This is a genomic window from Yinghuangia sp. YIM S10712 (assembly GCF_051388935.1).
Classification (GTDB): domain Bacteria; phylum Actinomycetota; class Actinomycetes; order Streptomycetales; family Streptomycetaceae; genus Yinghuangia.
Genome location: NZ_JBPKBI010000014.1, coordinates 55,083 through 80,155 on the forward strand (window position 1 = coordinate 55,083; position 25,073 = coordinate 80,155).

Here is a 25,073-nt window from a genome sequence, read left to right on the forward strand (position 1 = left end):
CCCCGCGCATCCACCAGGGACCGCGTACCGCCGGGCGACCGGCTCCGCGTTCGGATGGTGTTGAACCCGTCGGCGGGTTACGCGACCGTCCCCGCCGGGGTCGGGGCGGTGGGCGACTTGGTGAGGTCGGGACGGTCGGCGGGGACGTCGGGGGCGCCGACGTGGCTCGTGGGGACTTCGGCGATGGGGGTGACCGGGTGGCCCGCGAGGACCTTGCGGGCACGGTCGCGGTCGAGGACGCCTTCCCACGCGGCGACGACGAGGCTCGCCACGCTGTTGCCGCAGACGTTGGTCAGGGCCCGGCACTCACTCATGAACTTGTCGATGCCGAAGACCAGCATGATCCCGGCCACCGGCACATGACCGACCGTCGACAGTGTGGCGGCCAGCACGATGAAGCCCGAGCCGGTGACCCCCGCCGCGCCCTTCGACGTCAGCAACAGCACGCCCAGCAGGCCCAGTTGCTGGCCGAAGGACAGCGCCGTGTCCGTCGCCTGGGCCACGTAGAGACCTGCGAGGGTCAGGTAGATGCAGGTGCCGTCCAGGTTGAAGGAATAGCCGGTGGGCACGGTCAGGCCCGCGATCTGGCGGGGTACGCCCAGGTTCTCCATCTTGGTGACCACGCGGGGCAGGACCGTCTCGCTCGACGAGGTGCCGAGCACGATGAGCAGCTCGTCCTTCATGTAGCGCAGCAGTTGGAAGATGTTGAGCCGGATGACCGCCATCACGATGCCGAGGACGACGAGCACGAAGAACAGGCTGGTGCCGTAGAAGATCGCGATGAGCCTGCCGAGGCTGGTCAGGGTGTCCAGGCCGTACTTTCCGACGGTGAAGGCCATCGCTCCGAACGCGCCGACAGGAGCCGCGTACATCACGATCCGCAGGACCGAGAACAACACCTGCCCGGTCTTCTCGATGCCGGCGGCGACGCCCGCGGCCGGCCGCCCGACCAGCTTGATCGCAATGCCGAACAGGACCGCGAAGAACAGCACCTGGAGCACGTCGCCGTCGGCGAAGGCGCCGACGATGCTGCTCGGCACGAGGTCGGTCAGGAAGTGCCACCAGCTCTGCGACGTGCCTTCCTCGATGTAGCCCTGGGCGGTCTCGGTGACCTGGATGGCTCCGACGTCGGCGTGGACTCCGTCACCGGGGCGCAGCACGTTCATCACCACCAGGCCGAGGACCAGGGCCACGGTGGTGAGCACCTCGAAGTAGACCAGTGACTTCCAGCCGATGCGGCCCGCGCTGCGCAGGTTCTCGACGCCCGCGATGCCGGTGACGACGGTCACGAAGATGATCGGAGTGATGATCATCTTGATGGCGTTGACGAACGTGTCGCCGAGCGGCTTCAGCTCCTCGCCCGTCGACGGCCACGCGGCGCCGACCACGACGCCGGCGGCGATGCCGACGAGCACCCACACGTAGAGCTGGGTGTACCAGCGGCGACGGGTCGGCGCTGCGCCGGCGCCGGGAGTCGGGGCGGCAGTCCCTGCCGGGATGGCCTCGGCCATGGCGGACTCCTTCTCGGTCAGGTCCGATTCCGGAACCGTCCGGAAACTTCGGGGAAACACGGCTTGCTGACCGGTACTGTGGCGCGCCTCACAAGACGAAATCCCTATTACGCGCATTACGCGCACGACCGATTGCCCGAGGACGCCCGCCGCCGGCTGCGCAGGCCGCAGGATCGGGGGTTGCCACATCGGCCCTGGGTGAGGTCATACTTCCAGGGCAAAACGCCTGGGGGAGGCGACGGCCGACGCCGGTACGGCGGAGAACGTCGCCGGGCCCCCGCCCCGTTCCGCAGGCAATCCGATCCCTTCCTCGCCTGACGGCGGGGCTGTCACCGGAGGATTTCGATGACTTCCGGGAATCACCGAGTACGTCCGAGGCCGCAGTTTTCGTGAGCGACACCCGCACCACCCCTCCACCGGCCCGCCGCCGCCTCCGTCCGAGCATCGCCGGGCAGGTACTGCTGTGGCAGTTGGCGCTGGTGCTTCTGCTGATCACCGCCGGTTCACTGGTCACGGTGCACACGTTGGAGGAGTCGGCCGAAGACGCCGCCCGCGACCGCGCCCTCGCGGTGGCCCGCACGTTCGCCCGAGCCCCCGGCGTCGCCGAGGCGGTCGCGTCCGCGGACCCCTCGGCACGCCTCCAGCCGGTCGCCGAGTACGTCCGCCACGAGAACGCCGTCGACTTCGTCGTCGTCATGTCGACCGCGGGGATCCGCTTCACGCATCCCGATCCCACGCTGATCGGGCACCGCTTCATCGGCCACATCGACGAGGCGGTGCGCGGCGAGGCGTTCACCGAGTCCTACACCGGCTCGCTGGGCCCGTCCATGCGCGCCGTCGTGCCCGTGTTCGCAGCCCCCGACGCGGCCCCGGGGGGGCCCCCGGTCGCGCTCGTCGCCGTCGGGGTGACGGAGCGGCACATCGACGCCTTGGTGCAGGACGACATCCCGCTGGTCGCGTTGATCGCGGCCGGAGCCCTCGTGGTCGCGTGCGCCGCGGCCGGTGCGGTCCACCGCCGGCTGCGCCGCCAGACCCTCGGTCTCGGGCCCGACGAACTGCGGCGCGTGTACGAGCACCACGACGCGGTGCTGCACGCCGTACGCGAGGGTCTGGTCGTCCTCGACGGCGACGGACGCATGCTGCTCGCGAACGACGAGGCCACCAGGCTTCTCACGCTGCCCCCTGGCTCGGAAGGCCGCCACGTGCGCGAACTCGGGCTCGACGACACACTGGCCGCGACGCTCGCCGCCGGACGTACCGCCGACGACGAGATTCACATGGCCGGCGACCGCGTACTGACCGTCAATGTCAAGGCGACGGAACGCGACGGGCACGTGCTCGGCGCTGTCGCCACGCTGCGCGACCACACCGAACTCCGGGCGCTGGTCGGCGAACTCGACGAGGTACGCAGCTTCGCCGAAGCCCTGAGGGCCTCCGCACACGAGGCCGGAAATCGGCTCCACACCGTGGTCTCCCTGGTCGAACTCGGGCGCCCCGAGGAGGCAGTGCGCTTCGCGACCGGCGAACTCGCCGCGTCCCAGCTCCTGGCCGACCGACTCACCACCGAAGTACGCGAACCCGTCGTCGCCGCCTTGTTGTTCGGCAAACACGCGCAGGCGGCCGAACGCGGCATACGGCTCACGGTGACCGCCGACCACGCGCCCGACTTGGAGGCGTACTGCGAATCCGGTGACCTGGTGACCATCCTGGGCAACCTCGTGGACAACGCCATCGACGCCGCCGCGTCGGCGCCGCCGCCCCGCATCGTCGACGTCCGCATTGAGCCCGGCGCCGGATCGCCCGCGGAACTGGTCCTCGTGGTCGCCGACAGCGGCCCCGGCGTGAACGACGAGAGCGCCGCCCGGATCTTCGAGCGGGGGTGGAGCACCAAGGCCCCCCAGGGACTTCAGGGACGAGGCCTCGGCCTCGCCCTCGTACGACAGATCACCGAACGACACGGCGGCACGGTCACGGTGACGCAAAGCCCATACGGCGGTGCGGAGTTCACCGTGCGGCTGCCCCTCGACACCGCGGCGGAGCGGCCATGACGAAGACAGGCGGCAGCGACGGGGAGACCGCGATCCGCACGCTCGTCGTCGAGGACGACCCGGTCCTGGCCGAGGCCCACGCGGCCTTCGCCCAGCGCGTACCGGGATTCGAGATCGTCGGCGTCGCGGGCCTCGGCGCCGAGGCACTGCGGATGCTCGCCACCCGGGAGGTCGATCTCGTGCTGCTCGACCTCTACCTTCCCGACATGCACGGCCTCGACCTGTGCCGCACCATGCGCGGCCGAGGCCACCGGGCCGACGTCATCGTGGTCACCTCCGCCCGGGACCTGGCCCTCGTACGCTCGGCGGTGTCCCTCGGCGTCGTGCATTACCTCCTGAAACCCTTCTCCTTCGCCGCCTTCAGCGAACGCCTGCACGGCTACGCCGAGTACCGCCGGCGCATCGCCGAGAAACCGGGTGAGGCCGTGGCCGCGGGGCAGGACGATGTCGACCAGGCCCTCGCGGCGCTGCGCAATGCGCCGCAGACACCACCACTCCCCAAGGGCCTGGCGACCGCGACGTTGGAGGCGGTCGTGGCCCGACTCCGTACCGGCACCCGCGTGTCCGCCGCCGACATCGCCGACGCCGTGGGCGTGTCGCGTCCGACCGCACGCCGCTACCTGGACCATCTGTCGGCCCGACGCCTCGTCCAACGCGAACCAAAGTACGGCGGCGCCGGCCGCCCCGAATACGTCTACCGCTGGCTCGGCGACGGCCCTCCCGACTGACGCTCGCACTGACGCCCGCACTGACGCCCGGCCGCCCGCGGGCCGCGCCGCCGAGCGTGACCCGCCGCGTGTGGGTGAGGGTCCCCGCCCGTGGCTGTGAATACCGGTATGAACTGGGTGAAACCACGCCTTTGTGTTGTGTGGGTTTCCATGCATCCAAGCAACTCAGTCAGACCGCGCAACGGTCACCAGGAGGACCCATGAGCAGCGCCACACGCCTTGCCCTGCCCACCGCCGCGTTGACGGCCTTGGCGTTCGGGGCCGCGGCGGCTGCGGCCACGCCCGTCTCGGCCGCGCCCAACACCACACCGCAGAAGGTCTGCGGCGCCGACTACAAGACGGTGAACTCGGCGCCCGTCGGCTCGCTGGGCACCGTCTACCTGACGTACAACGCGGCCAACGGCAAGAACTGCGTGGCGACCATCCGCAACAATCCGGGGGCCGCCGTGGAGGCGTCCTCGTGGGTGTTCATCCCCGACACCGAGGAATACGCGGAGGACAACGGCGACTTCACGTCGTACGCGGGCCCGGTCTACGCCACCGGCAAGGGACACTGCGTCGACTGGGGCGGCCACATCCAGCAGGTCCACGTCCAGGTGACCGGCTCCAACTGCGGGCGCCTGCAAGAGCACCGGGTCACCTACACCAACTGACCCACCCCGACGGCACGGGCGCCCACCGACCGACCCCACGCCCCACACCCCAACCGGTGGGCGCCCGCCCCGACTTGAGGGACCGCGCGACACTGCCCTGGACCGGGCTGCACCGCCGCCCTACTTTATATAAAACATCATGAATCAAAGAATGCCCAGGGTCCGGTCCCCCACTGGAGGCACGCTTGAACACCAAGGTGTACATCCACGAGTTCATCGACATCACCAAGCAGAACCGCGCCCGGTACATGCACCACATGACGGCCAACTGGAGCCCGATCGCGCAGGAGCAGCGCGATCAGCTCTGTTACGGGGTGTGGGGCGTGGTGGGCAGTACCGGGCCGTGGCCCCAGGTGGTCAACATCTGGGAGGAGGACGGGTTCGACGGGCTCGCGTCGTCGTTCCGCCTGGAGTTGGGCAACGCGCTGCTCCAGGACCCGGCGTTGGAGAAGTGGTGGGCGGCGGCGGCGGACCTGCGCTCGGGCGGGTACGACCGGCTGCTCGTCCCGCACTCGTCCATACCGACGATCGAGGAGCTGTGCGCGTCTCCGTCGCGGGGCGGCGAGGTCTACGCCCACGAGGTGATCACCGTGCCGCGGAAAAGGGCCTGGGATCTGCTCGACCACGTGGCCGACAACGCGGACGCCGCGGCCAAGGCCACCGACTGGCGGCTGACCGGCGCCTGGTACACGGCCCTGGGCGCCGGCAGCGAGTGCATCCTGTTGTGGACAATCCCGACCTGGGAGGCGTGGGCCGCGGCCGAGAAAGACCTCGTCCGCGGCCGTGACCACCTGCTGGCCGACTCCGAACTGGTGGAGAACCGCGACCGGATCCTGCTGGTCGACGCCCCGCTCTCCCCCCACCGCACCGGCCGCCAACCGGCCCGCTCCGATCGCACGGACTGGACCGACTGACGCGCTCCGGACAGCCGCGCCGCCGGTCACGCGCGGCCCCGGCCCGCGCCGCCTGGCACCCCTGTCGGCCCGGCTCCGCGTGCGGGGAGCGGTCCGGGGCGCACGGCCCCGTGAGGACGGCTCTCGTCACCGACGCGCGAAGGTCACCCCGGCGGCGTCGCGATCCCACGTCGACTCGGTGACGCCCTCGTCCGTCAGCACGTGCTTGGTGCTGCGCCCGGTCTCGCTGAGCGGGAGCTTCGCGCGGAACTCGACGTAGCGCGGCACGGCGTAGTAGGGCAGGTGGTCGATGGCCCACCGGCACAGCGCCTCCTCGGTGAGCGCCGCGCCTTCCCGGAGGACGACGGTCGCTTTGACGTCGTCCTCGCCGACGTCGCCGGCGACCGCATGGACGCACACGTCCTTGATCTCCGGGTGCTCGTGGAAGACCTTCTCCAGCTCCCACGTCGAGATGTTCTCGCCGCGGCGGCGGATGTACTCCGCTTTGCGGCCGGCGAAATACAGGTAGCCGTCCTCGTCGACGCGGCCGATGTCGCCCGTGTGGAACCACAGGTTGCGCCAGGCGGCGACGGTCGCTTCGGGGCGCTGCCAGTACCCCTCGAACATGACGTGCGGCATCCGGGGGCGGCAGACGATCTCCCCGTTCTCACCGACCGGCACCTCACGGTCGTTGTCGTCGAACACCTTGACGATGAAGGCATCGGAGTTCACGATCCCCGCGGAGCCCGAACGCCCCGGCCGTCCCGGCGGCAGCCAGGAGATGAGCGACGCCTCGGTGGTGCCGTAGGCGTTGGAGAAGGTGCCGGTGCCGAACCGCCGGCGGTAGGTGTCCTCGATTTCGGGAGGCATCGGTGCTCCCGTCAACAGCCGCAGCGTGGTGTTGGCTTCGGGCGTGCCCGCGTTCTTGGCCTCGGGGTGGTCCTGTGCGCGAGCCACCAGGATGGCCGGCGAACCCAGCAGCGAGGCGATCGTTGCCCCTGTGCGGTTGATCTCCGGCCAGAAGCCGGACACGGAGAACCGCCGCGACAGCGCGGCCCGCCCGCCGCTGATCAGCGTCCCGGTGAGCATGCAGCTGATCGCGTTGAAGTGGAACAGCGGCAGCGGACTCCAGACCACGTCCTCGGGCGTACGGCCCCAGGAGGAGATGATCTGGCGCGCGATGGTCAGGTGGTAGTTGTGGCTGAGCGCGCAGCCTTTGGACGGGCCTGTCGTACCGCCCGTGTAGACGATCGTGCCGAGGTCCGCGGGTCGGACCAGGACGCTCGGGCGCGCGTCGTCGGCGGTGAGCAGATCCTGCCACGCACCGACGGCGACCCGGCTGCCCGTGGGCAGATCGGACGAACCCTCCCCCACGACGACCAGATGCCGTACGGACGGCAGTCCGTCCAGCACGTCTGCCACGCGCTCGGCCAAGTCGTCCTGGACGACGATCACGGAGGCGGCGGCGTCGGAGAGCTGGTGCCTCAGGAGCGGGCCCTTGAGCGCGGTGTTCACGGGTACGGCCACGGCACCGAGCTTGTGGACGGCGAACCAGGCGAGAACGGCCGCCGGGCTGTTCTCCAGGATCGTCGCCACGGTCATGCCGTGCCCCAATCCCAGGCCGGCAAGGGCGTTGGCCACGCGGTTCGCCTCGCGGTCCAACTCGGCGGCCGTGTACGTCGTGCCGCAGAGGTCGAGGAACGGACCGTCCGGATCGGATGCGAGCCGCCGGTCCACCAGGTCGAGCATCGTCATTTGGTCGACGTCCACCCAGTCCGCCACGCGCGTTCCTTCCGGCCTTCGCGAGACCCCGCACCGCCGCACACCCGACAGGAAGGTCATTTTGAATAATGTATCTAACATCAGCCTGGGCGGGTAGAGAGCCCGCCGGCCCGGCCTGTGGGTACCGGAAGCGATCACCATCAGGGGACGCGGGCAACCCCCGAGACCTTCGGGCAGGGCAGGCACCGGCCCCGTGCTTCGGCTTGCTGTCTTGCCGTCTCCGGTGGTTCGCGGAGAACGACCGCCGGGTAACTCCCGGTCCGTTCCGGCCCCGTGGAACCGCGACAGCCGAATCGCCGCCTCAGCCGGAGACGCTCTCCGCCTCGTCGGCTCCGGCGTCGAAAATGCCGCGGCTGCGGAACAATTTCACGACCTGCTCGCCTTGACGGCGCAGCATCGCCGCGTACGCGCGGTTCGCGTCGTCCGGGTCGCCGTTTCGGATCGCCTCGAGAATCGCGGCTGCGCCTTCCTTGGTGACCACGTCGCTGCCGGGCACCAGCTCAAAGAAGTTGCCGGGCACGAGGTCGGTCATCTGCCGCAGGATCGCGCGCAACCGTGGCGAATGCGCGGCGTCGATGATCGTGCGGTGGAACGCCATGGTGAACTCGTAGAGCTTCGACGGGCCCTTGGCCTTGGAGATCTTCTTCTCGATGGGCTCGACCCGGACGGCGAGCTGCGACCCCTCGCGTTCGACGGCGCGGCGTACACCGAAGCCGTAGAACAGGCCGTAAAGCTCGTAGTGGTCCCAGACCGACTGCTCGTCGAGGCTGTTCACGAACACCCCGCGATGCGGGACGATCGTCACCCACCCCTCGCGCTCCAGTGTGAGCAGAGCCTCTCTCACCGGCACCCGCGAGACGCCGAGCGCCTGCGCGATCGCGTCCTGCGGCACCCGCTGCCCTTGCTTCAGCACCGCGTCGAAGATCAGCCGGCGGACGTAAAGCCGCACCTGCTCCCCGCTGCTCGGCCGCTGGAGATGCTCGCCCGGGAGCACCGTGCTCGCCCGGTCGTACGAGGGAAGGGGAGATTCGAGGTGCTGCTTCGGGCGGGGAATCGCTCTCACTCCCTCAGGGGTCAAATGCCATGCGGCGCCGGGTGGGCAACTAAACCTAGCAGGCCACCGGCCTGCTGATTTCGCCTTCGCAGCCGCCGCGAACGGTGTTGGTCCGCCGTGCCCGCCGATGACGCCCCGGACGGACGGAAAATATTCAATCCTTAATATGATGTCACATACCGCCGAGCCGCAGGCCCGAAAGGGCACCGGCGGGGTGCGGCCGGCCCCGGCGGCCCGACGCCACGTCGGAGCTCGCCACGGGACACCCTCGCGCGGGCCCGTTCCGACCTCCTCCACGGCTCGACAGTCCCGGACACGGAGGGACGTCCTGCGAATCTCAATCAAGTATTCAAGATAAAATGCAACTTTGTTGATCTTCGAGGAGAAGGCGGCAAATGCGCGCACAGGCGGAAGGACCGACAAACGGCCTGGTCAAGCTGACGGTTGATGACGGCGTCGGGCACCTCGTGCTCGACGATCCGGCCCAGCGCAACGCCCTTTCGAAACGGCTGAGCGACGATCTGGCGCAGGCCGTCGACGCGGCACTGGAACAGGGAGCACGCGCCCTGGTGTTGAGCGCCCACCCGCCGGTGTTCTGCGCGGGGGGCTCACTGGACGGGCTGCTGAAGCGCAGCACCCCGCTGGCGGAGATGTACGCCGGCATGGCACGGCTGTGGGAGGCACCGGTGCCGACCATCGCCGCCGTCGGCGGCCCGGCCGTCGGCGCGGGTGTGAGCCTGCCGCTGGTCTGCGACGTCGTGGTGACGACGCCCGCGGCGCGCTTCGACCCGCGGTTCCTCGACCTGGCCATCCACCCCGGCGGCGGCCACCTGTGGCATCTCGTCCGCCGGGTGGGGGCCCAGGGGGCTGCGGCCATGGTCCTGTGCGGCGACACACTCGACGGCGAGGAGGCCGTACGACACGGCCTGGCCTGGCGGTGCGTGCCCGAGGCCGACCTGCTCCCCACCGCGTCGCGGCTGGCCGGGCGCGCGGCCGACCGTTCCGCTGCCCTCGTGCGCCGGACGAAGCAGAGCCTGCGCCAGAACGCCGCGTTGTCCGATGTCTCCGCTGCGGCGGCCGTCGAACTGGCCGCCCAGGAGTGGTCGGTGGGGCGCCCGGAGTTCACCGAGGCCGTGCAGCGCGTGCGCGCCGCCGTGACCGGACAGCGGGCCTGAGCGCCGGAGCCTGCGCGCCGGACAGCCGTTACCGTGTGCCCGCCCGTCCGCGACGGCTCAGCCCACGGTGACGAGCCGTTCGGAGAGTTGCCAGCCGCGCGGAGTCCTGCGGAACGTGTCCCGGTAGGCGCCCATCAGGCGCAGCGTCGGCGAGGTCGTGGTGTCGACGTAGAACTGCCAGTACGAGTCGGCTACGGCGGTGTCCCCGTGCACGGTGACCGCGATGGTGCCGACGACGTGACGGCTGGCGCTGCCCGGACCGGTCTCGCCGATCGCGCGGCGCGCGGCACCCGCGGCGACGATCTCCGCGCGGCTGCGCTTGACCGGCACCCCTGGCATCTCCCACCGTGCGTCTTCGGTGAACTGGCGCCCGTAGTCCTCCAGTTCCCCCGCGTCGGAGTAGTGCGCGATACGCGCCAGGACGTTGCGCACGGCCAACTCGTCGGCGACATCCGCGCCGGTCGACGTGCTGTTCGATACGGCATCCCGCTCGGCCGGTCGAGTCATTGCACACGGCTCCTTCTCATGGCACCCGGGTACGCGCCCTCACATGCCTGGCGTAGTTTAAATTTTATATATAACTTGTCGAAAGTGTTCCACCCGTTCCTGCCGCCAGGGGTCGGACCAAGGAGGCCATCGATGCCCGGTGAGGACAGCCCGCGTTACGCCGAACGCATGTTCGCGGCCCCGATCGACCACTCAATCGCCCAGCCGGACCGAGCCGTGTCCACGGTCCGCTCCGGCACGGACACCGCGCAGACCGGCGCGTACCTCAACGAACTCTGGTACCAGGGCAGCGGGGCCATCGGCGAACGTCCCGTCGAGTCGATCGTCATCCACCCGCCCACGCGGGGCGTGGTGACGCAGGGCGACCCGTTCGAACCGGTGAAGATCGGCGTGCTGATCGACATGGACCTCGGGCAGCTCACCGCCGACCTCATGGACCCGATCATCCTCGCGGTGGAGGACGCCCTGAACGAAGGCGTCTACGACCGGCCCGTGGAGATCGTCACGGTCGACGCCCGCGGGCTTCCCCGGGAGAATTACCGCAAGGTCCGCCTCGGCTACCAAAAGCTCGTCGACGCCGGTTGCGTGGTCGTGATCGGCCCGTTCATCTCCGACAACTCGGTGAACCTCCAGGACACCGTCAACGCCACCGGCGTCCCGTGCATCGGTTGGACCGGGACGACGCGCTTCGCCGGCGAGTACTGCTTCACCGTGGCCAACGGCGACATCCCCGTCGAAGGCTGGATGGGCGCCGACTGGTGCCACCGCGAGGGCTACAAGAAGGTCGGGTTCTTCTGGGAGCAGGGCTCCTCCGGCGACCTGTACGCCGACCATTTCCGCGCCGCGGCCCGCCACTACGAACTGGACGTCCTCAGGGAGACCCGGCTCGGGCCCAACCCGAAGAACTTCCGGGAGAACCTGGCCGCCATGCGCGACCAGGGCGCCGAGGCCATCGTGTACATGGGCTACGGCTACGCCACGTTCAACTTCGCCAAGGCCTTCAAGGCGCTCGACTGGGACCCGCCGCGGTTCATGGGCACCGCCTTCATGTTCTACTCCAACTCCAACGCGTGGGCAGAAGGGCTCGAAGGCTGGCACGGAGTCGACCAGCTCGGCGAGGACGGCACCAACCCGAACTACGAGGCCATGCTCGAACGGTTCGAGGCGCGCTTCGGACGGGTGACCCGCAACGTGGTCGTGGCGCTGTCGTACGACACCGCCCGCGCGGCGATCCACGGGATCGGAAACGCCCGTATCGCCACGCCGGAGCAGGTCAAGATCGGCCTGGAGCAGATCAAGTGGATGCCGTGCACCAACGGCGGTCCCGGCTGTTGCATCACGTTCGCCGAATACGACCACCGCGGCTACAAGGGCGACTTCCTCACCATCCGCGAACTCCGCGGCGGCGAACTCCACTTCCGCGGCTACTACCGCCCCCAGCACCTGTCGAACACGGACTCCCCCTTGCTCAAGAAGGACTGAGACCGCCGAACGGCCGTACCGGCACGGGATCGGACAGGAAAGGACACCCAGTGGGCAGGCCGGACGATCTCGTCACGACCCGCAAGGAGGTCGAGCAGCTCGGCCGCCGGATCGTCGCGCTCCAGGCCGACGTCCGCGACCGGGCGGGGCTGAAGGGCGCGGTCGACCAGGGACTCGCGGAGTTCGGGCGCCTCGGCGTGGTGTGCGCAACGCGGGCATCTGCCCGATGCACGCTCGTCGAAGGCTTCGTCGGCGGCTCCGCATGAACGCGATCCACCCGACGAACGTCGATGGCCCGCCTCCTGCACAACAATCTCGTCTGCAAGGCCTTCCGGCCCGACCTCGAAAACCCCACCCGCGCCGACGCCGAGCTCGCCTCCCCCGCGATGCCGGCCATGCCGATCCCCCTGCCTACAGCCGATCGGCGTCGCGCGTCCGGTCGCCTGCCTGGCCGGTGACAAGTCGCGTCACGTGACCGGCAACATCCGCCCTGCCCACCTGTGGAGGTAGCCGTGGCTTCCCTGTCGCCCGCCGCCGATCCCGACGGCTTCACCGATCCGCGCGCCGACCTGCGCTGGGGCACCATCAGCGGGCTGCTGACGGACGCGGCAGCCCGGCTCGGCGACAGCGAAGCCGTCGTCGACGGCGAACTCCGCTTGTCCTACGCCGACTTGGATGCCGAGGCCACCGCCGCGGCGAAGGCGTTCATCGCGGCGGGCGTCGTGAAAGGGGACCGGGTCGCGGTGTGGGGGCCGAACAGCGCGCGGTGGATGATCGCCGCGCTCGGCCTCCAGCGCGCGGGCGGCGTCCTGGTTCCGCTGAACACGCGGTTCAAGGGCGACGAGGCTGCGTACATCCTGCGCAAGAGCCTGAGCCGAGTGCTGTGCGTCGTCGGCGAGTTCCTCGGCCGCGACTACCCCGCGTCGTTGTCGGCCGCCACCGGGGGCCCGGGTGACGGCCGACCGTGTGCGGAACTGTCCGATCTGGAGCGGCTGGTCGCGATGTCCGAAGGGTCCGAACTGCGGCCGACCACGTGGGACGACTTCATCGCCTCGGGCGCCCGCGTCTCGGACCGGGAACTGGCCCGGCGGATCGCGGAGATCGGCCCGGGCGACCTGTCCGACATGCTCTTCACGTCCGGCACGACGGGCAACCCCAAGGGCGCGATGTGCACCCACGGCCAGACGCTGCGGGCCTACGCCGTGTGGTCCGCGGTCGTCGGGCTGCGCGAAGGCGACCGCTACCTGATCGTGAACCCGTTCTTCCACGGGTTCGGCTACAAGGCCGGATGGCTCGCGTGTCTCATCGTCGGCGCCACCGCGCTGCCCGAACGCACGCTGGACGTGCCGCACTTGCTTGACGTCGTCCGCGACGAGCGGGTCACCGTGCTGCCCGGTACCCCGACGCTCTACCAGACGATGCTGGAGCATCCGGACTTCACCCGCGAAGGTGTCGCCCACGTACGGCTCGCGGTCACCGGCGCGACGAACGTTCCGCCCAGTTTGCTGCACCGGGTGCGCGAGGAGATGGGCTTCGAGCACATCGTCGCCGGCTACGGACTCACCGAATCCTGCAACATCGTCTCGATGTGCCGCTACGACGACCCTCTGGAGATCATCACCTCCACGGTGGGCCGCCCACTGCCCGGCCTGGAGGTCCGCATCGTCGACCGCGACAACAAACCCACCGACAACGGCGCCGAGGGCGAGATCGTCGTGCGCGGATACGCCGTCATGCGGGGCTACTTCGGCGAGGAGCAGGAAACAGCCGTCACGATCGACGCGGACGGCTGGCTGCACACCGGCGACATCGGCCGGATCGACGAGAACGGGCGCATCCGAATCACCGACCGCATCAAGGACATGTTCATCGTCGGCGGCTTCAACGCCTACCCGGCGGAGATCGAGAAGATCCTGGAGAGCCACCCCGCCATCGCCCGCAGCGCCGTCGTCGGCGTCCCGGACACCCGCATGGGCGAGGTCGGCGCCGCATTCGTCGTCCCGCGCCGCGACGCCGAGATCACCGGCCCCGAACTGATCGCCTGGTCCCGCGAACACATGGCGAACTACAAGGTCCCCCGCCAGGTCCACATCGTCGACGACCTTCCCGTCAACGCCTCGGGCAAGGTCCTCAAGGGCGAGCTGCGCAGCCGGCTTGTGTCTCCGCGCATCTGACGCCACGGACGTGCGGCACCACGGCACACGTGATGTTGCCGGTCGGATTCGGTGTCCAGGACGAAGGCCCCGCTCACGCCCGACCCTTCCCTACATCGGGAACGTTTCCCGGGCGCCAAGCGTGCCGCGCCAGGTCCCCGATCACACGAATTGACGTAGACGCCACCGCGTTCGACCCGTGTTCGGCATTGGAGCCGCGCGTCAGCCCGCCACGCGCCCGGCCGCCCACTCTGTCTCGAACAAGACTGCGCGCCACCTCGTCGGCATGACGCGTCAGACCATGTCCCCGAGCAGTGCCGCCAGCCGTTCGGTGTGTTCTTCCGGACGGCCGAGCATCTCACGGCTCGACCACGCCCGTTTGAAGTACAGGTGAGCGTCGTGCTCCCAGGTGAAGCCGATACCGCCGTGGAGTTGGATCGCCTCCGCGGCGACCGTGACGCAGGCGTCGGCTCCGTAGACGCGGGAGACCGAGGCGGCCACCGCGAGTTCCGGCAGGTCGGGGATGCGGGCCTCCTCCGGGACGGGCTGCCGCAGCGCCTCGGCGGCGGCCTGGGTCGCGGCGAGCGCGGCCGACCGGCACGACTCGACCTTGATCAGCAGGTCTGCGGCGCGCTGCTTGATCGCCTGGAAGCTGCCGATGGGCCGGCCGAACTGCACCCGGGTCTTCACGTACTCGACGGTCTCCTCCAGGCAGCGCGCGGCCCCACCGGCCTGCTCGGCGGCGAGCAGCGCCCGCGCCACGTCGAGTGCGGTGCGCACGGCCTCGGCGGCGTCGCCGTGTCCGACGCGGGTCGCCGGTACCCGGTCGAACACCAGGCGAGCCTGCTTGCGGGTCTGGTCCAGGGTCACCAGCGCGGTCCTGGTCAACCCGGGCGCATCGCCCGGCACGGCGAACACGCCCATGCCGTCCGGTGTTTGCGCCGGGACCAGGACAAGATCGGCGGTGGCGCCGTCGACGACGAAACCGGCGGTGCCACTCAGGACAATGTCGCTGGTCCCGAGCGCGGTGACCGGCTTGCCGTAGTCGGCGCCGTCGACGAGGGACCGGCCGTCGGCGTCGGCGACCGCGACGGTCGCGGTGGTCGAACCGTCGCAAAGGCCGGGCAGGTACTTCCCGTTCGCCTCGTCGTCCCCGAGCGCGAGAAGCAGCGGCACCGCGAGGCCCGCCGTCGAGAACAGCGGCGCGCACAACAGCGAACGGCCTGCCTCCTCGAAGGCGACGCCCAGTTCGACGGTGGAGAACCCGGCGCCGCCGTAGGCCTCCGGTACGGCCAAGCCCACCAGGTCCAGTTCCCGGCACAGGCGGTGCCAGGTCGGCCGTTCCCACCCGTCGCCGGTCGCCATGAGGCGGCGGACCTCGTTCATCGGCGAAAGCGCGGCGAGGGCGGAGCGCACCGACTCTCGCAACATCGTCAGGTCGCTCATCGGTCGTCCCTGTTCTCGGAGTTGCCCGTCGGGCCCCTGCCGGGGGCGGCGCCGTCCCTGCGGAAGCCGTCGATGACCGCGTCGAACGCCTCCGGCAGGCTGGTCGCGCTCCCGGGCGGTGCGGGGAGCCGGACGGCGCCGTGCTCGCGGCTGGGCAGCAGAATCGTGGCGGTGGCCGGCGAGGTGATCTCGTCGCGCTGGCTGCGCGTGTGCAGTTCCAGGTCGACGGCGGGACGCCCGCCGTCGGCGAGGTAGCGCCGCACCACGGCACCTTCCGTCCACTGGACGTCGCCGACGTAGTTGAACTTCCGGAACTCCACGCGCAGCCGCCACAGCCACGCGTCGTCGCCCATCCAGTCGGTGCAGGCGTGGATGAGCCAGGTCTCGCGCATGCGGCCGTAGTCGAACGTGGTCGGGTTGCCGGACTTGCGTGCGAACTCCGGGTCCCAGTGCACGCGTTGCATCACGTCGGGGATGCCGAGTTCGTCGCGGTGGTAGAAGCGCGGGATCCGCAGGCGGTTGTGGTGCGCGAGGCGCAGCGGGGCGACGTCGTACATGCCCATGCCCATGCCGACGTGCCAGCAGACCATGTCGGTGACGGTCAGGGGTCCCTTGACCAGCGGGCCGATGGTGTCGCCGACCTGTACGTCCTCCCACCAGCGCGGTTCGGCGCCGCGTGGTCCCTCGGCCGCGTACTGGGCGTCGATCGCGGCGAGGGCCTCGTCGTCCCAGACCTGCGGCTCGATGGCTTCGTACTTCTTGCGGGCGCGGGCCTTCTCACGCTCGGTGCGGTACATCATGCGGTATTGCGCGCCGAGCGGGGTGCCGTCGTGGGTCTGGAAGGCCTGGGCGGTCCACTCCTGGACGCCCCGGCCGCCGAACTCGCCCGGCTTGTCGACCACGCCCACCAGCGCGGTGCGGCGGCTGACGCGGTGGTCGGGGGCGAGCGGGGCCCACCACTCGCGCTCGCTGGCGGCGTAGAAGGCGTGCACCCCGCGCAGCGGGTCGCCCTTCAGCTCGGCCTGCCGGGCGAGTTCGTCGTCGGTGAGGACGTCCTCTCCGATCAGGCTGTCCCCGCCGATGAGCGGCGGCGGGGCGATCGAGCCCTTCCACCGGGTGCCGCGCGCGTATTCGGGGTCGCACCACAGCGGATTGTCGTCGCCGTACGAACGCGCGACCTGGCGGAAGGCGTCCTCGTTCGGGCGGCGGTAATGCGGCGGCGCGGGGTACACCTGCGGTACGCCGATACGGGACCGCAGCCGCGCCAGCCCTTCGTCCGTGATCATGCCGTCGGTTGCCAACGCCACCGTCCGATTTTCCGGCGGCCACGCCGCCACCCGTCGACCGTGTGGGCCGAACTCGCATCCTATGGTAGATATTGAATACATGATTTAAAAACCGGGGCCACGCGGTGCCGCGCGCCGAAGTACCGCCGGATGCTCTGCGGACCGAAGGACGCCCGCACGGCGGCCGAGGCTCCCAGACCCGGCACCGCCGCCGCTGGGTCGACGACAGGAGCACGCGGATGAGCCAGGGCAGGCCGTTGGCCGACTGCACGGGCGCGGAGGAGGCGGCCGAGCGCGTGCGCGCGTGGGTCGCGGCGACCGTGCCGCCCGCGTGGCGGGAGGCGGCGGAGCGCGGCGGTCCGAGCGCGGTGCGAACCGTGCGCACGCAGGACGAATACCGCGCGTGGTACCCGCAGTTCGCCGCGAGCGGCCTGGTCGTACCCCAGTGGCCGGTCGAGTACGGCGGGCTGGGCTGGTCGCGCCCCCTGGCCGCCGCGGCGGAGCGCGAACTGCGCCCCTACCACCTGCCCCGCCTCAACCCCCTCGGCCTGAACCTCACCGCGGCGTCCCTGTTCGCGCACGGCACACACGAACAGCGCCTGCGCTTCCTGCCGAGGATCGCCTCCAACGAGGAGGTGTGGTGCCAGCTGTTCAGCGAGCCCGGGGCGGGCAGCGACCTCGCCTCACTCGCGACCCGCGCGGAACGCGACGGCGACGGCTGGCGGATCACCGGCCAGAAGGTGTGGACGACGTGGGCTCATCTCGCCGACTTCGGCGTCCTGCTCGCCCGCACCGACCCGGATGTTCCCAAGCGCGACGGGATCACGTACTTCCTGATCGACATGCACCAGCCCGGCGTCGAAGTGCGCCCGCTCAAACACATCGGCGGCGAGGTCGACTTCAACGAGGTCTTCCTCGACGGCGCGCGCGTGCCCGACACCCAGCGGATCGGCGCTGTCGGCGACGGCTGGAGGGTCGCGCGGGCGACGCTGTCCGGCGAGCGCCAGATGGTCGCCGGGTCCGGCTCGGGAGGCGTCGACCGCATCGGCGGCACCGGCACCACCCGGCTGATCCGCCTCGCCCGCGAGCGGTCCGCGGCCGGCCTGCCGCACGGCTGGGACGACGCCGACACCCGCCACCGGCTGGTCGGGCTGTGGTGCGAGGAGCAGATCCGGTCCTGGACCAACGCCCGCGTACGCGCCGGCCTGAAGGCCGGACTCCCCCCGGGCCCCGAATCGTCGGTGGGGAAGGTCCACGGCTCGGAGCTGAACCAGCGCATCCAGGCCACCGCCGCGCTCATGCTCGGCCTGGGCGCCACCGCCTGGGACGGCGACCCGGAGGACTACGCCGAGGCCATGCCCCCCGAGGTGCGCGGCATGCTGCGCAGCCGCGCCAACACCATCGAGGGCGGCACGAGCGAAGTGAACAAGAACGTCATCGCCGAACGCGTGCTCGGGCTGCCGAAAGAAGCCGACCCCTGGGAGGGCAGGCCGTGGCGCGAAGTCCCGCGCGGATGACCGGTCGGCATCACGTTCGGTCGGCATCGCGTTCGGTCGGCATCTACCCGGCGTCCGTGGAGGAGCGGGGCGGCCCGAGCGCGCCGGCTGCCCGGAGTTCGGCGATCCGGTCGGCGTCCAGGCCGAGTTCGTCGCGGAGAATCTCCTCGGTGTGCTCACCCGGCCATGGCACTCGCGTCTCGCCGCCCTCGGCGACCTTGGAGAGCTTGACCGGGTTGCCGGGCAGCAGAACGGGATCGGGAACCCCGTCGGTGCGTTCCATCGCCACGACCATGTTGCGGTTCTTGATGTGTTCGTCCGCGATGACGTCGCCCGCGTTGTGGACCGGCCCGGAGGCCACCCCGGCCGCGCTCAGGGCGGCACACGCCTCAAAACGGGTCCTGTCGGCCGCCCACGCCTCGATCCCGGGGCGGATCACATCTTCGATGCGGTTGAACCAGTCCTGCGGCCCTGCCAGCCGCGGGTCCTCGATCCACTCGGGTCGGCCGATCAGCTCGGCGAGGCGCCTGAACATGTGGGGGCGGCCGCACTGCACGATCACATAGCCGTCGCGGGCGGCGAACGCGTGGTTGATCAGGGGTGCCAGGCCCCCGTCTTTCAGCCCCATGGACCAATAGCTGATACCGGTGTCGTTGAGCGCGACCATCGCGTCGTACATGGAGATGTCCACGTATTGGCCTTCGCCGGTCAGATCGCGGTGCCGTAGCGCGGCCAGGACGCCGATGACCGCGAACAGCGCCGAGCCGGTTGCGCCGAGTGCACCGAGCGGCGACACGGCGGGCGCAACGCCCGGCGTGCGCTTGAACTCGTAGAGACCGGCCATGCCCTCGGCCACCGGGGCGTACGCGGGCCGGCCGGCGTACGGAGTCTCGGTCGTGTTGCCGAACCCCGAGACCGAGAGGTACACGGCTCGCGGGTTGATCTTCGCGACCTCCTCGTAGCCCAGCCCCAGGCGTCCGGCGACGCCGGCCTTGAAGTTCTCACAGACGATGTCGGCCTTCTCCGCCAATTCGCGCACGATCGCCAAACCCTCGGGGGTCCTCAGGTCGACGGTGATGCTGCGCTTCCCCAAGTTGTTGCGCAGGAAGGTGATGCCGACCTTGCGCCCCTCGGGGTCGGTCATCGCCGGTAGCGAGCCCCGGCCCGTCTCGCCGGGACCGGGAGGCTCGACCTTGATCACTTCTGCGCCCAGTCGGGCAAGCAGTTGCGTCGCGTACGGCAGCGCCTGCATCTGCTCGATGGCGAGAACCCGGATCCCGTCCAATGGCCTGCCATGGCGCTCCAACGCGTCACCCGCGCCCCCGCCGGACACTACGCGGCCCTCGCGCTGCCGGGCACGGTCCGCCGCGCGGCCGGGCGGAAGGCCCCTCCATACCCTCCATAGCCGCCGACCGCTGTGCGCAGGGGCTCGCAGATCACAACCTCTCTCATGACCGGCCTCCGTATCGCCATCGCGGTTGTCCATTCAAACCGATTAATATATACAATATTCATATCTCGTGGTTGTCAAAGCCTCAGGGGAATACGCGGCGACAGGGAGAGCCCGGCGATGGCGGCTCAAACCGAATACCGGCGGCGACCGCCGCTGCACAGCACCGCTGCGAGGGCACCAAGTCGAGCCGGAAGCTCGCTCGACGCCGTCGGCCTTGGCGGAGAAGCGCCGGCCGCGACACACAAGTCCGCGGACCGCGATGGAGGAGCCAGCCGTGACCGACACCTATCGCTCGGTGCCCGGATTGAACGTCGACCTCGACCACGGCAGTGGGCTCCTGCGCCTGACCTTCGACCGGGCCGAGAAACGCAACGCGCTCGACGACACGATGGTCTCGGGGCTCATCGACGCCTTGGACGCGGCCGGACGCGACGAGGCGGTACGCGCTGTCCTCCTGTCGGCGCGAGGGCCGCACTTCTGCACCGGCGCCGACATCGTGCAGCGCAACTCCGCCCACGGGACCGACGGAACCGACGCCAAGCCACGCGTGGGCAGCATCCAGCGCCGTTTGCCGTCGCAGGCCCACCGCCTCATTCCGCTCATGCTGACGGTGCAGGTCCCGGTGGTGTGCGCGGTACGCGGGTGGGCTGCCGGCATCGGGTTGTCCATGGCTCTCGCGGCCGATGTGACGATCGCCTCCGAGACGGCCCGCTTCTGGGCGCCGTTCTCGGCACGGGGCTTCACCCCCGACAGCGGCATCACCTGGCTGCTGCCGCGCCGGATCGGTGAAGTCCGGGCCCGGAGGATGCTGTTGCTCGACGAGAAGGTGGACGCCGTCCGCGCCGAGGAATGGGGGCTGGTGCACAGCGCCGTGCCGGATGCCGGCCTCGATGCCGAGGCCGCAGACGTCGCCGAGCAACTCGCGACGGGCCCGACCGTCGCGTTGGGGCTGACGAAGTGGCTCATGCACAGTGCGGGCTCCTCGACTCTGGAGCAGCAACTGCGCGACGAGGCTTTCGCCCTGGAACTCTCCTCGCGCAGCCGCGACTTCCGCGAGGGCATGGCCTCATTCGCGGCGAAGCGCCCGGCCGACTTCCGGGGACGGTGACCGCGATGGCCGACCACGCCGACGCCGAGGGCCCCCTCGGTGCCCCGGCCTCCGGTTCGGGGGCTCGCACCGACAACACGACGCCGCGGTCGTACACGCGCCTCGTCGTCGAGCGGGACGGGCCCGTGGGCTGGCTGGTGTTCGACAGGCCGGCGCGAGGCAACGCGATGGACGCCGCGATGCTCGCCGAACTCGAATACGCCTGGCGTGAGTTGGATGCCGACCCCGCGGTGCGGGTGATCGTGAACACCGGCAACGGCAAGGCGTTCCAGACCGGCCTGGATGTCGCCCAACTCGCCCGCGACCCCGCGGCGTTGCGCGAGCAGTCCCGCCGCACCAAGCGCTCCGAGCTGCGGCTGACGGCCCATCACAATCGAGTCGCCAAGCCGGTGATCGCCGCGGTCAACGGGGTCTGCGCGGGCGGCGGACTGCATTTCGTGGCCGACGCCGACATCGTCATCGCGTCCGCCCATGCGGTCTTCCTGGACCCGCACGTCACCGTCGGCCAGGTCTCCGCGTCCGAAGCGATCACCCTGGGCGCGCGCATGGCGTTCGAACCTGTCATGCGCATGGTCCTCACCGGCCGCCACGAGCGGCTCACGGCTGAACGCGCCTACCGGCTGGGCATGGTCAGCCAACTTGTCACGCCACCGGACACGCTCCGCGACGCGGCCCACGAACTGGCGTCGACCATCGCACGCAACCCACCCGAGCTTCTCGCCGCGACCAAGCGGGCCTTGTGGAACGCGCTGGAACACCCTGGAAGGACTTCCCCGTGGCATACCCCGAACTCGAACACCTGAAGTTGGAGCGGCGCGGCCCGGTGGGCTGGCTCGTCAACAACCGTCCGGACCGACTGAACGCGATGAGCAGCGCGATGCGCGACGAGTTCGCGGTCGCGTGGAAGGTGCTCGACGCCGACCCCGAGGTGCGCGTCATCGTGCACACCGGTGAGGGACGTGCCTTTCAGACGGGCGTCGATGTCGCCGAGATCGCGTCCGACGGCGTCGGCATGCAGCGCTACCGCCGGTCGATGGAGGAGTGGGACGTGCACTTCACCGCGTGGCACCAAGGCGTGGCCAAGCCTGTCATCACCGCGGTCAACGGGCTGTGCGCGGGTGGTGCCTTCCACTGGGTCGCCGACGCCGACATCGTCATCGCCGCCTCGGACGCGCAGTTCTTCGACCCGCACGTCTCCGTCGGCCAGGTCGTCTCGATCGAGGCCATCGGGCTGTTGCGCAAGATGCCGTTCGAGGCCGTGATGCGCATGGCGCTGACCGGCCGACACGAACGCATGTCCGCGCAGCGTGCCCTCGAGCTGGGCATGATCAGCGAAGTCATCGACCCGCCCGAGCACCTGCGCGACGCCGCCCAGGAACTCGCCGAGAAAATCGCACGCAACTCCCCCGCCGCGATGGCCGCCACCAAGCGTGCGCTGTGGGCCGCCCTGGAAATGGGCCTGACCGACGCCTGCAAGGCCGGAGCCAAGGAACTGGTGTCCATGTGGGGTCACCCCGATCAGGAGGAAGGCCCGCGCGCCTTCGCCGAGAAGCGGGAGCCTAGGTGGACCGTGTGAAGCGACACGAGACCGCAACAACCGCCCCGGCTCGTGCCACAGCCCCCCGGACGTGCCAGGGGTGGCTCCGGTACCCGGTGCCGCCGCGCCAAAAGGCAGGTGACCCGGCATGAGAACCCTGGGTGAGCTGCTGGAGAGCAGCGAAGACGACGACACCCCGGCGGTGTATGCGGGCGACACCGTGGTGTCTCGCGCGGAACTGCGTGCATTGGCCGACGCGTTGGGGACGCTGCTCGGGAAAACCGGTGTGCGGCCCGGTCAGGCGGTAGCCGCGATGCTGCCCAACAGCGCCGCGACCGTCGCCGCGTTGTTCGGCGTCTGGTCGGCGGACGCCGCGCACATGCCGTTGAATCCCCGGTTGACCGACGCCGAGGTCGCACGGCTGGTGCAGGCCACCCGCCCCGCCGTGGTCGTCACCGACGAGGCGGGCGCGGACCGGTTCCCCGACCTTCCGACCGTGGTCGCCACCGCGGACGGATGGCGCGCGCCGACCGGGAGGGTGACCGAGACCCACGCATACGAGTCCGGTGTCGCACTCATCCAGTCGACATCCGGTACCACCGGCCGCCCCAAGTCCGTCCTCCTGCGGCACGACACTGTGCTGGATCTGCTGGAGCCGGTCCTGCGCAACCTGCTTGGCTCACGGAAGACCGGCGCCGATGGCGCTCCGCGCAAAGCCCCCATGCCGAACCTGATCCCCACGTCGCTGTCTTTGTGGGCGGGCATCTACAACGTGCTCTTCGCGTTCCTCGTCGGGGCGCCGGTCGTGCTGATCGACAGGTTCGAGCCCGAGGGTTTCGCGAGGACCGTCAAGCGGTTCGGCATCCGCTCCACCGTGCTGCCGCCGGCCGCGATGGTGATGCTCTGCGACGATCCCCGCATCACCTCCCTGGAACCCCTGCGCATCGTCCGGAGCATCAGCGCGCCGCTGTCACCGCTTCAGGCGCGGCGCTTCCGCGACAGGTTCGGTATAACCGTCCTCAACTGCTACGGCCAAACCGAGATCGGCGGGGAGATCGTCGGCTGGAACGCCGCCGACGCCCGCGCCTTCGGCGAGTCGAAGCTCGGCGCGGTCGGACGTGCAAACCCCGGCGTACAGATCCGCATCGCGGACGACACCGGGAACGCCACCCAGGGCGAGGTCCAGGTGCGTACACCGTCGCTGTCGTCCGGATACGCGGACGGAACACAACTGGACGACCGCATGACCGACGACGGATGGTTCCGCACCGGGGACATCGGCCACCTGGACGCGGACGGCTTCCTGTGGATCGACGGCCGGGTCTCCGACATGATCAACCGCGGTGGCCTCAAGGTGTTCCCCGCCGAGGTCGAGGAAGTGCTGCGGCTCAGCCCCGCCGTCGCCGAATGCGCGGTCGTGGGAGTCCCGGACATCCGGCTCGGCGAAGTGCCGTACGCCTTCGTCGTCTTCCGCCCCGGCACGGACGCCGGCGACACCGAACTGGACGCACTGTGCCGGGAACATCTGGCGCCGTACAAGGTCCCCGTCCGGTTCACCAGGCTCGACGCACTGCCCCGCAACGACATCGGCAAGGTTCTGTCCCCCCGACTCGTCGAACGCAAGTTCTACCGAGCACCCGCCGACGGCGGAACGCAGCCGTAAGGGCGGCGCCGCGTTGCCCGTGGCCGGGGAATTCCGCACGTCCGGGAGGCGTTCGGTGTCCGCGTACACACCACCCGGACCCCATGGGAGAGAACACATGTCCGAACCTGTCGATCAGCCGGTGGCCGCTTCCGGCACCTTCACGCTGGGCGGGGACCTGACCGTCCGACGTCTCGGCTACGGCACCATGCAGTTGACCGGACCAGGGGTATGGGGTGATCCGGAGGACCCGGCCGAGGCCGTCCGCGTGTTGCGCCGCGCCGTCGAGCTGGGCGTCAACTTCATCGACACGGCGGACGCGTACGGACCCTTCACCGCGGATCTGCTTTTGAAGAAGGCCCTGCATCCGTACGCCGACGATCTGGTGATCGCCACCAAGGCCGGGTTCACCCGTCAGGGTCCCGGTGCCTGGACCGCGGTGGGGCGGCCGGAGTATCTGCGCCAACAGGTGGAACTGAGTCTGCGGCACCTGGGCTTGGAGCGCATCGATCTGCTGCAACTGCACCGCATCGACCCGAAGGTGCCGCTTGCGGAGCAGATCGGCGAGCTGGCCGCGCTCCAGCAGGAGGGCAAGATCCGCCACATCGGCCTCAGCGAGGTCTCCGTGGCCGAGATCGAGGAGGCCGGGCAGACGGCGCGGATCGTCTCGGTCCAGAACCGCTTCAACCTGGCCGACCGCGTTTCCGAGGACGTCCTGGACTACGCGGAGGCCAAGGGCCTGGCGTTCATCCCGTGGTTCCCGCTCGCCACGGGCGGCCTCGCCGGACCGGACAGCCCGCTGAGCCGGATCGCGGCCTCCCACGGCGCCTCGCCCGCGCAGCTCGCCCTGGCCTGGCTGCTGCGGCGGTCCCCGGCCATGTTGCCTATCCCCGGAACTTCGTCGGTGGCGCACCTCGAAGAGAACGTCCTCGGAGCAACCGTCGAACTGAGCGACAAGGAGTTCGAAGCGCTCAGCAGCGTCACCGCATGAGAAGTCCCGTGGGGTGATTCATCGCCGGGATACTCGCGGCGGTAGCCACGACGGGTCTCGTCGACGAACGACCGGTACAGCACGCGTCGCGCGTATGCGTCGCGGGTGTCCTCCCGGGCGCCGGATGG

General features: G+C 70.1%; 21 protein-coding genes. 14 read left to right on the forward strand and 7 right to left on the reverse strand.

Going from position 1 to position 25,073, the window contains the following annotated elements; genetic code table 11:
• Window positions 1-77: 77 nt before the first annotated feature.
• Window positions 78-1,511: a C4-dicarboxylate transporter DctA gene (gene dctA, locus ACRX5W_RS24485; RefSeq protein ID WP_436790441.1), complete on the reverse strand. Its 1,434-nt coding sequence runs from the start codon at window positions 1,509-1,511 to the stop codon at window positions 78-80.
• Between the two features lie 389 nt (window positions 1,512-1,900).
• Between dctA and ACRX5W_RS24490 the strand changes: the two genes are divergently transcribed.
• The 4 genes from ACRX5W_RS24490 (at window position 1,901) to ACRX5W_RS24505 (ending at window position 5,854) form a co-directional block, all read left to right on the forward strand.
• Window positions 1,901-3,559 carry a sensor histidine kinase gene (locus ACRX5W_RS24490; protein WP_436790442.1) on the forward strand — a complete coding sequence of 553 codons (1,659 nt, stop codon included), beginning with the start codon at window positions 1,901-1,903 and terminating at the stop codon, window positions 3,557-3,559.
• Window positions 3,556-4,287: a response regulator gene (locus tag ACRX5W_RS24495; RefSeq protein ID WP_436790443.1), complete on the forward strand. Its 732-nt coding sequence runs from the start codon at window positions 3,556-3,558 to the stop codon at window positions 4,285-4,287. Before ACRX5W_RS24490 ends, ACRX5W_RS24495 begins: the two co-directional genes overlap by 4 nt.
• 200 nt (window positions 4,288-4,487) lie before the next feature.
• On the forward strand, window positions 4,488-4,940 hold the full coding sequence (locus tag ACRX5W_RS24500) for a spore-associated protein (protein ID WP_436790444.1): 453 nt from the start codon (window positions 4,488-4,490) through the stop codon (window positions 4,938-4,940).
• A 185-nt stretch (window positions 4,941-5,125) separates the two neighbouring features.
• Entirely contained in the window at window positions 5,126-5,854 is a 729-nt protein-coding gene (locus ACRX5W_RS24505) for a hypothetical protein (RefSeq protein ID WP_436790445.1), read from the forward strand.
• A gap of 126 nt (window positions 5,855-5,980) precedes the next feature.
• Here ACRX5W_RS24505 and ACRX5W_RS24510 read toward each other — a convergent pair whose 3' ends face one another.
• Window positions 5,981-7,615 (reverse strand): AMP-binding protein, encoded by a 1,635-nt coding sequence (locus ACRX5W_RS24510; protein WP_436790446.1) that lies wholly within the window; start codon window positions 7,613-7,615, stop codon window positions 5,981-5,983.
• Window positions 7,616-7,916: 301 nt separating this feature from the next.
• Window positions 7,917-8,678, reverse strand: coding sequence for a GntR family transcriptional regulator (locus ACRX5W_RS24515; RefSeq protein ID WP_436790447.1), 762 nt, complete (start codon window positions 8,676-8,678; stop codon window positions 7,917-7,919).
• A 386-nt stretch (window positions 8,679-9,064) separates the two neighbouring features.
• On the opposite strand from ACRX5W_RS24515, the gene ACRX5W_RS24520 reads away from it, so the two are divergent.
• Complete coding sequence (locus tag ACRX5W_RS24520) at window positions 9,065-9,844, forward strand: enoyl-CoA hydratase-related protein (RefSeq protein WP_436790448.1); 780 nt, start codon at window positions 9,065-9,067, stop codon at window positions 9,842-9,844.
• A gap of 57 nt (window positions 9,845-9,901) precedes the next feature.
• Here the strand turns inward: ACRX5W_RS24520 and ACRX5W_RS24525 are convergent, their stop codons facing one another.
• A complete protein-coding gene (locus ACRX5W_RS24525) occupies window positions 9,902-10,351 on the reverse strand; it encodes a nuclear transport factor 2 family protein (protein ID WP_436790449.1) in 450 nt (149 codons plus the stop codon).
• Between the two features lie 132 nt (window positions 10,352-10,483).
• Between ACRX5W_RS24525 and ACRX5W_RS24530 the strand changes: the two genes are divergently transcribed.
• The 3 genes from ACRX5W_RS24530 to ACRX5W_RS24540 all read left to right on the forward strand — a co-directional run bounded on the left by ACRX5W_RS24530 (window position 10,484) and on the right by ACRX5W_RS24540 (window position 14,007).
• Window positions 10,484-11,833 (forward strand): ABC transporter substrate-binding protein, encoded by a 1,350-nt coding sequence (locus ACRX5W_RS24530; protein ID WP_436790450.1) that lies wholly within the window; start codon window positions 10,484-10,486, stop codon window positions 11,831-11,833.
• Between the two features lie 50 nt (window positions 11,834-11,883).
• Entirely contained in the window at window positions 11,884-12,099 is a 216-nt protein-coding gene (locus tag ACRX5W_RS24535; RefSeq protein WP_436790451.1) for a hypothetical protein, read from the forward strand.
• A gap of 246 nt (window positions 12,100-12,345) precedes the next feature.
• Window positions 12,346-14,007 carry a FadD3 family acyl-CoA ligase gene (locus ACRX5W_RS24540; protein ID WP_436790452.1) on the forward strand — a complete coding sequence of 554 codons (1,662 nt, stop codon included), beginning with the start codon at window positions 12,346-12,348 and terminating at the stop codon, window positions 14,005-14,007.
• A gap of 273 nt (window positions 14,008-14,280) precedes the next feature.
• On the opposite strand, the gene ACRX5W_RS24545 is transcribed toward ACRX5W_RS24540, so the two are convergent.
• Entirely contained in the window at window positions 14,281-15,432 is a 1,152-nt protein-coding gene (locus ACRX5W_RS24545; protein ID WP_436790453.1) for an acyl-CoA dehydrogenase family protein, read from the reverse strand.
• Window positions 15,429-16,739, reverse strand: coding sequence for an FAS1-like dehydratase domain-containing protein (locus ACRX5W_RS24550; RefSeq protein ID WP_436790454.1), 1,311 nt, complete (start codon window positions 16,737-16,739; stop codon window positions 15,429-15,431). Before ACRX5W_RS24550 ends, ACRX5W_RS24545 begins: the two co-directional genes overlap by 4 nt.
• A 218-nt stretch (window positions 16,740-16,957) precedes the next feature.
• Between ACRX5W_RS24550 and ACRX5W_RS24555 the strand changes: the two genes are divergently transcribed.
• Window positions 16,958-18,235: an acyl-CoA dehydrogenase family protein gene (locus ACRX5W_RS24555; protein WP_436790455.1), complete on the forward strand. Its 1,278-nt coding sequence runs from the start codon at window positions 16,958-16,960 to the stop codon at window positions 18,233-18,235.
• Window positions 18,236-18,278: 43 nt separating this feature from the next.
• On the opposite strand, the gene ACRX5W_RS24560 is transcribed toward ACRX5W_RS24555, so the two are convergent.
• Window positions 18,279-19,499, reverse strand: a complete 1,221-nt coding sequence (locus ACRX5W_RS24560) for a CaiB/BaiF CoA transferase family protein (protein WP_436790456.1) — start codon at window positions 19,497-19,499, stop codon at window positions 18,279-18,281.
• Between the two features lie 442 nt (window positions 19,500-19,941).
• Here ACRX5W_RS24560 and ACRX5W_RS24565 point away from each other — a divergent pair, with 442 nt between their 5' ends.
• From ACRX5W_RS24565 to ACRX5W_RS24585, 5 genes are all read left to right on the forward strand, one after another.
• On the forward strand, window positions 19,942-20,775 hold the full coding sequence (locus ACRX5W_RS24565; protein ID WP_436790457.1) for an enoyl-CoA hydratase/isomerase family protein: 834 nt from the start codon (window positions 19,942-19,944) through the stop codon (window positions 20,773-20,775).
• 5 nt (window positions 20,776-20,780) lie between these two features.
• The gene (locus ACRX5W_RS24570) at window positions 20,781-21,578 is read left to right on the forward strand and encodes an enoyl-CoA hydratase/isomerase family protein (RefSeq protein WP_436790458.1); all 798 of its coding nucleotides are present in this window, start codon (window positions 20,781-20,783) and stop codon (window positions 21,576-21,578) included.
• Window positions 21,551-22,351: an enoyl-CoA hydratase/isomerase family protein gene (locus ACRX5W_RS24575; RefSeq protein WP_436790459.1), complete on the forward strand. Its 801-nt coding sequence runs from the start codon at window positions 21,551-21,553 to the stop codon at window positions 22,349-22,351. The genes ACRX5W_RS24570 and ACRX5W_RS24575 overlap by 28 nt, the downstream gene beginning before the upstream one ends.
• Window positions 22,352-22,460: 109 nt before the next feature.
• Entirely contained in the window at window positions 22,461-23,975 is a 1,515-nt protein-coding gene (locus tag ACRX5W_RS24580; protein WP_436790460.1) for a class I adenylate-forming enzyme family protein, read from the forward strand.
• Between the two features lie 97 nt (window positions 23,976-24,072).
• Window positions 24,073-24,945: an aldo/keto reductase gene (locus tag ACRX5W_RS24585; protein WP_436790461.1), complete on the forward strand. Its 873-nt coding sequence runs from the start codon at window positions 24,073-24,075 to the stop codon at window positions 24,943-24,945.
• Window positions 24,946-25,073: the final 128 nt, after the last annotated feature.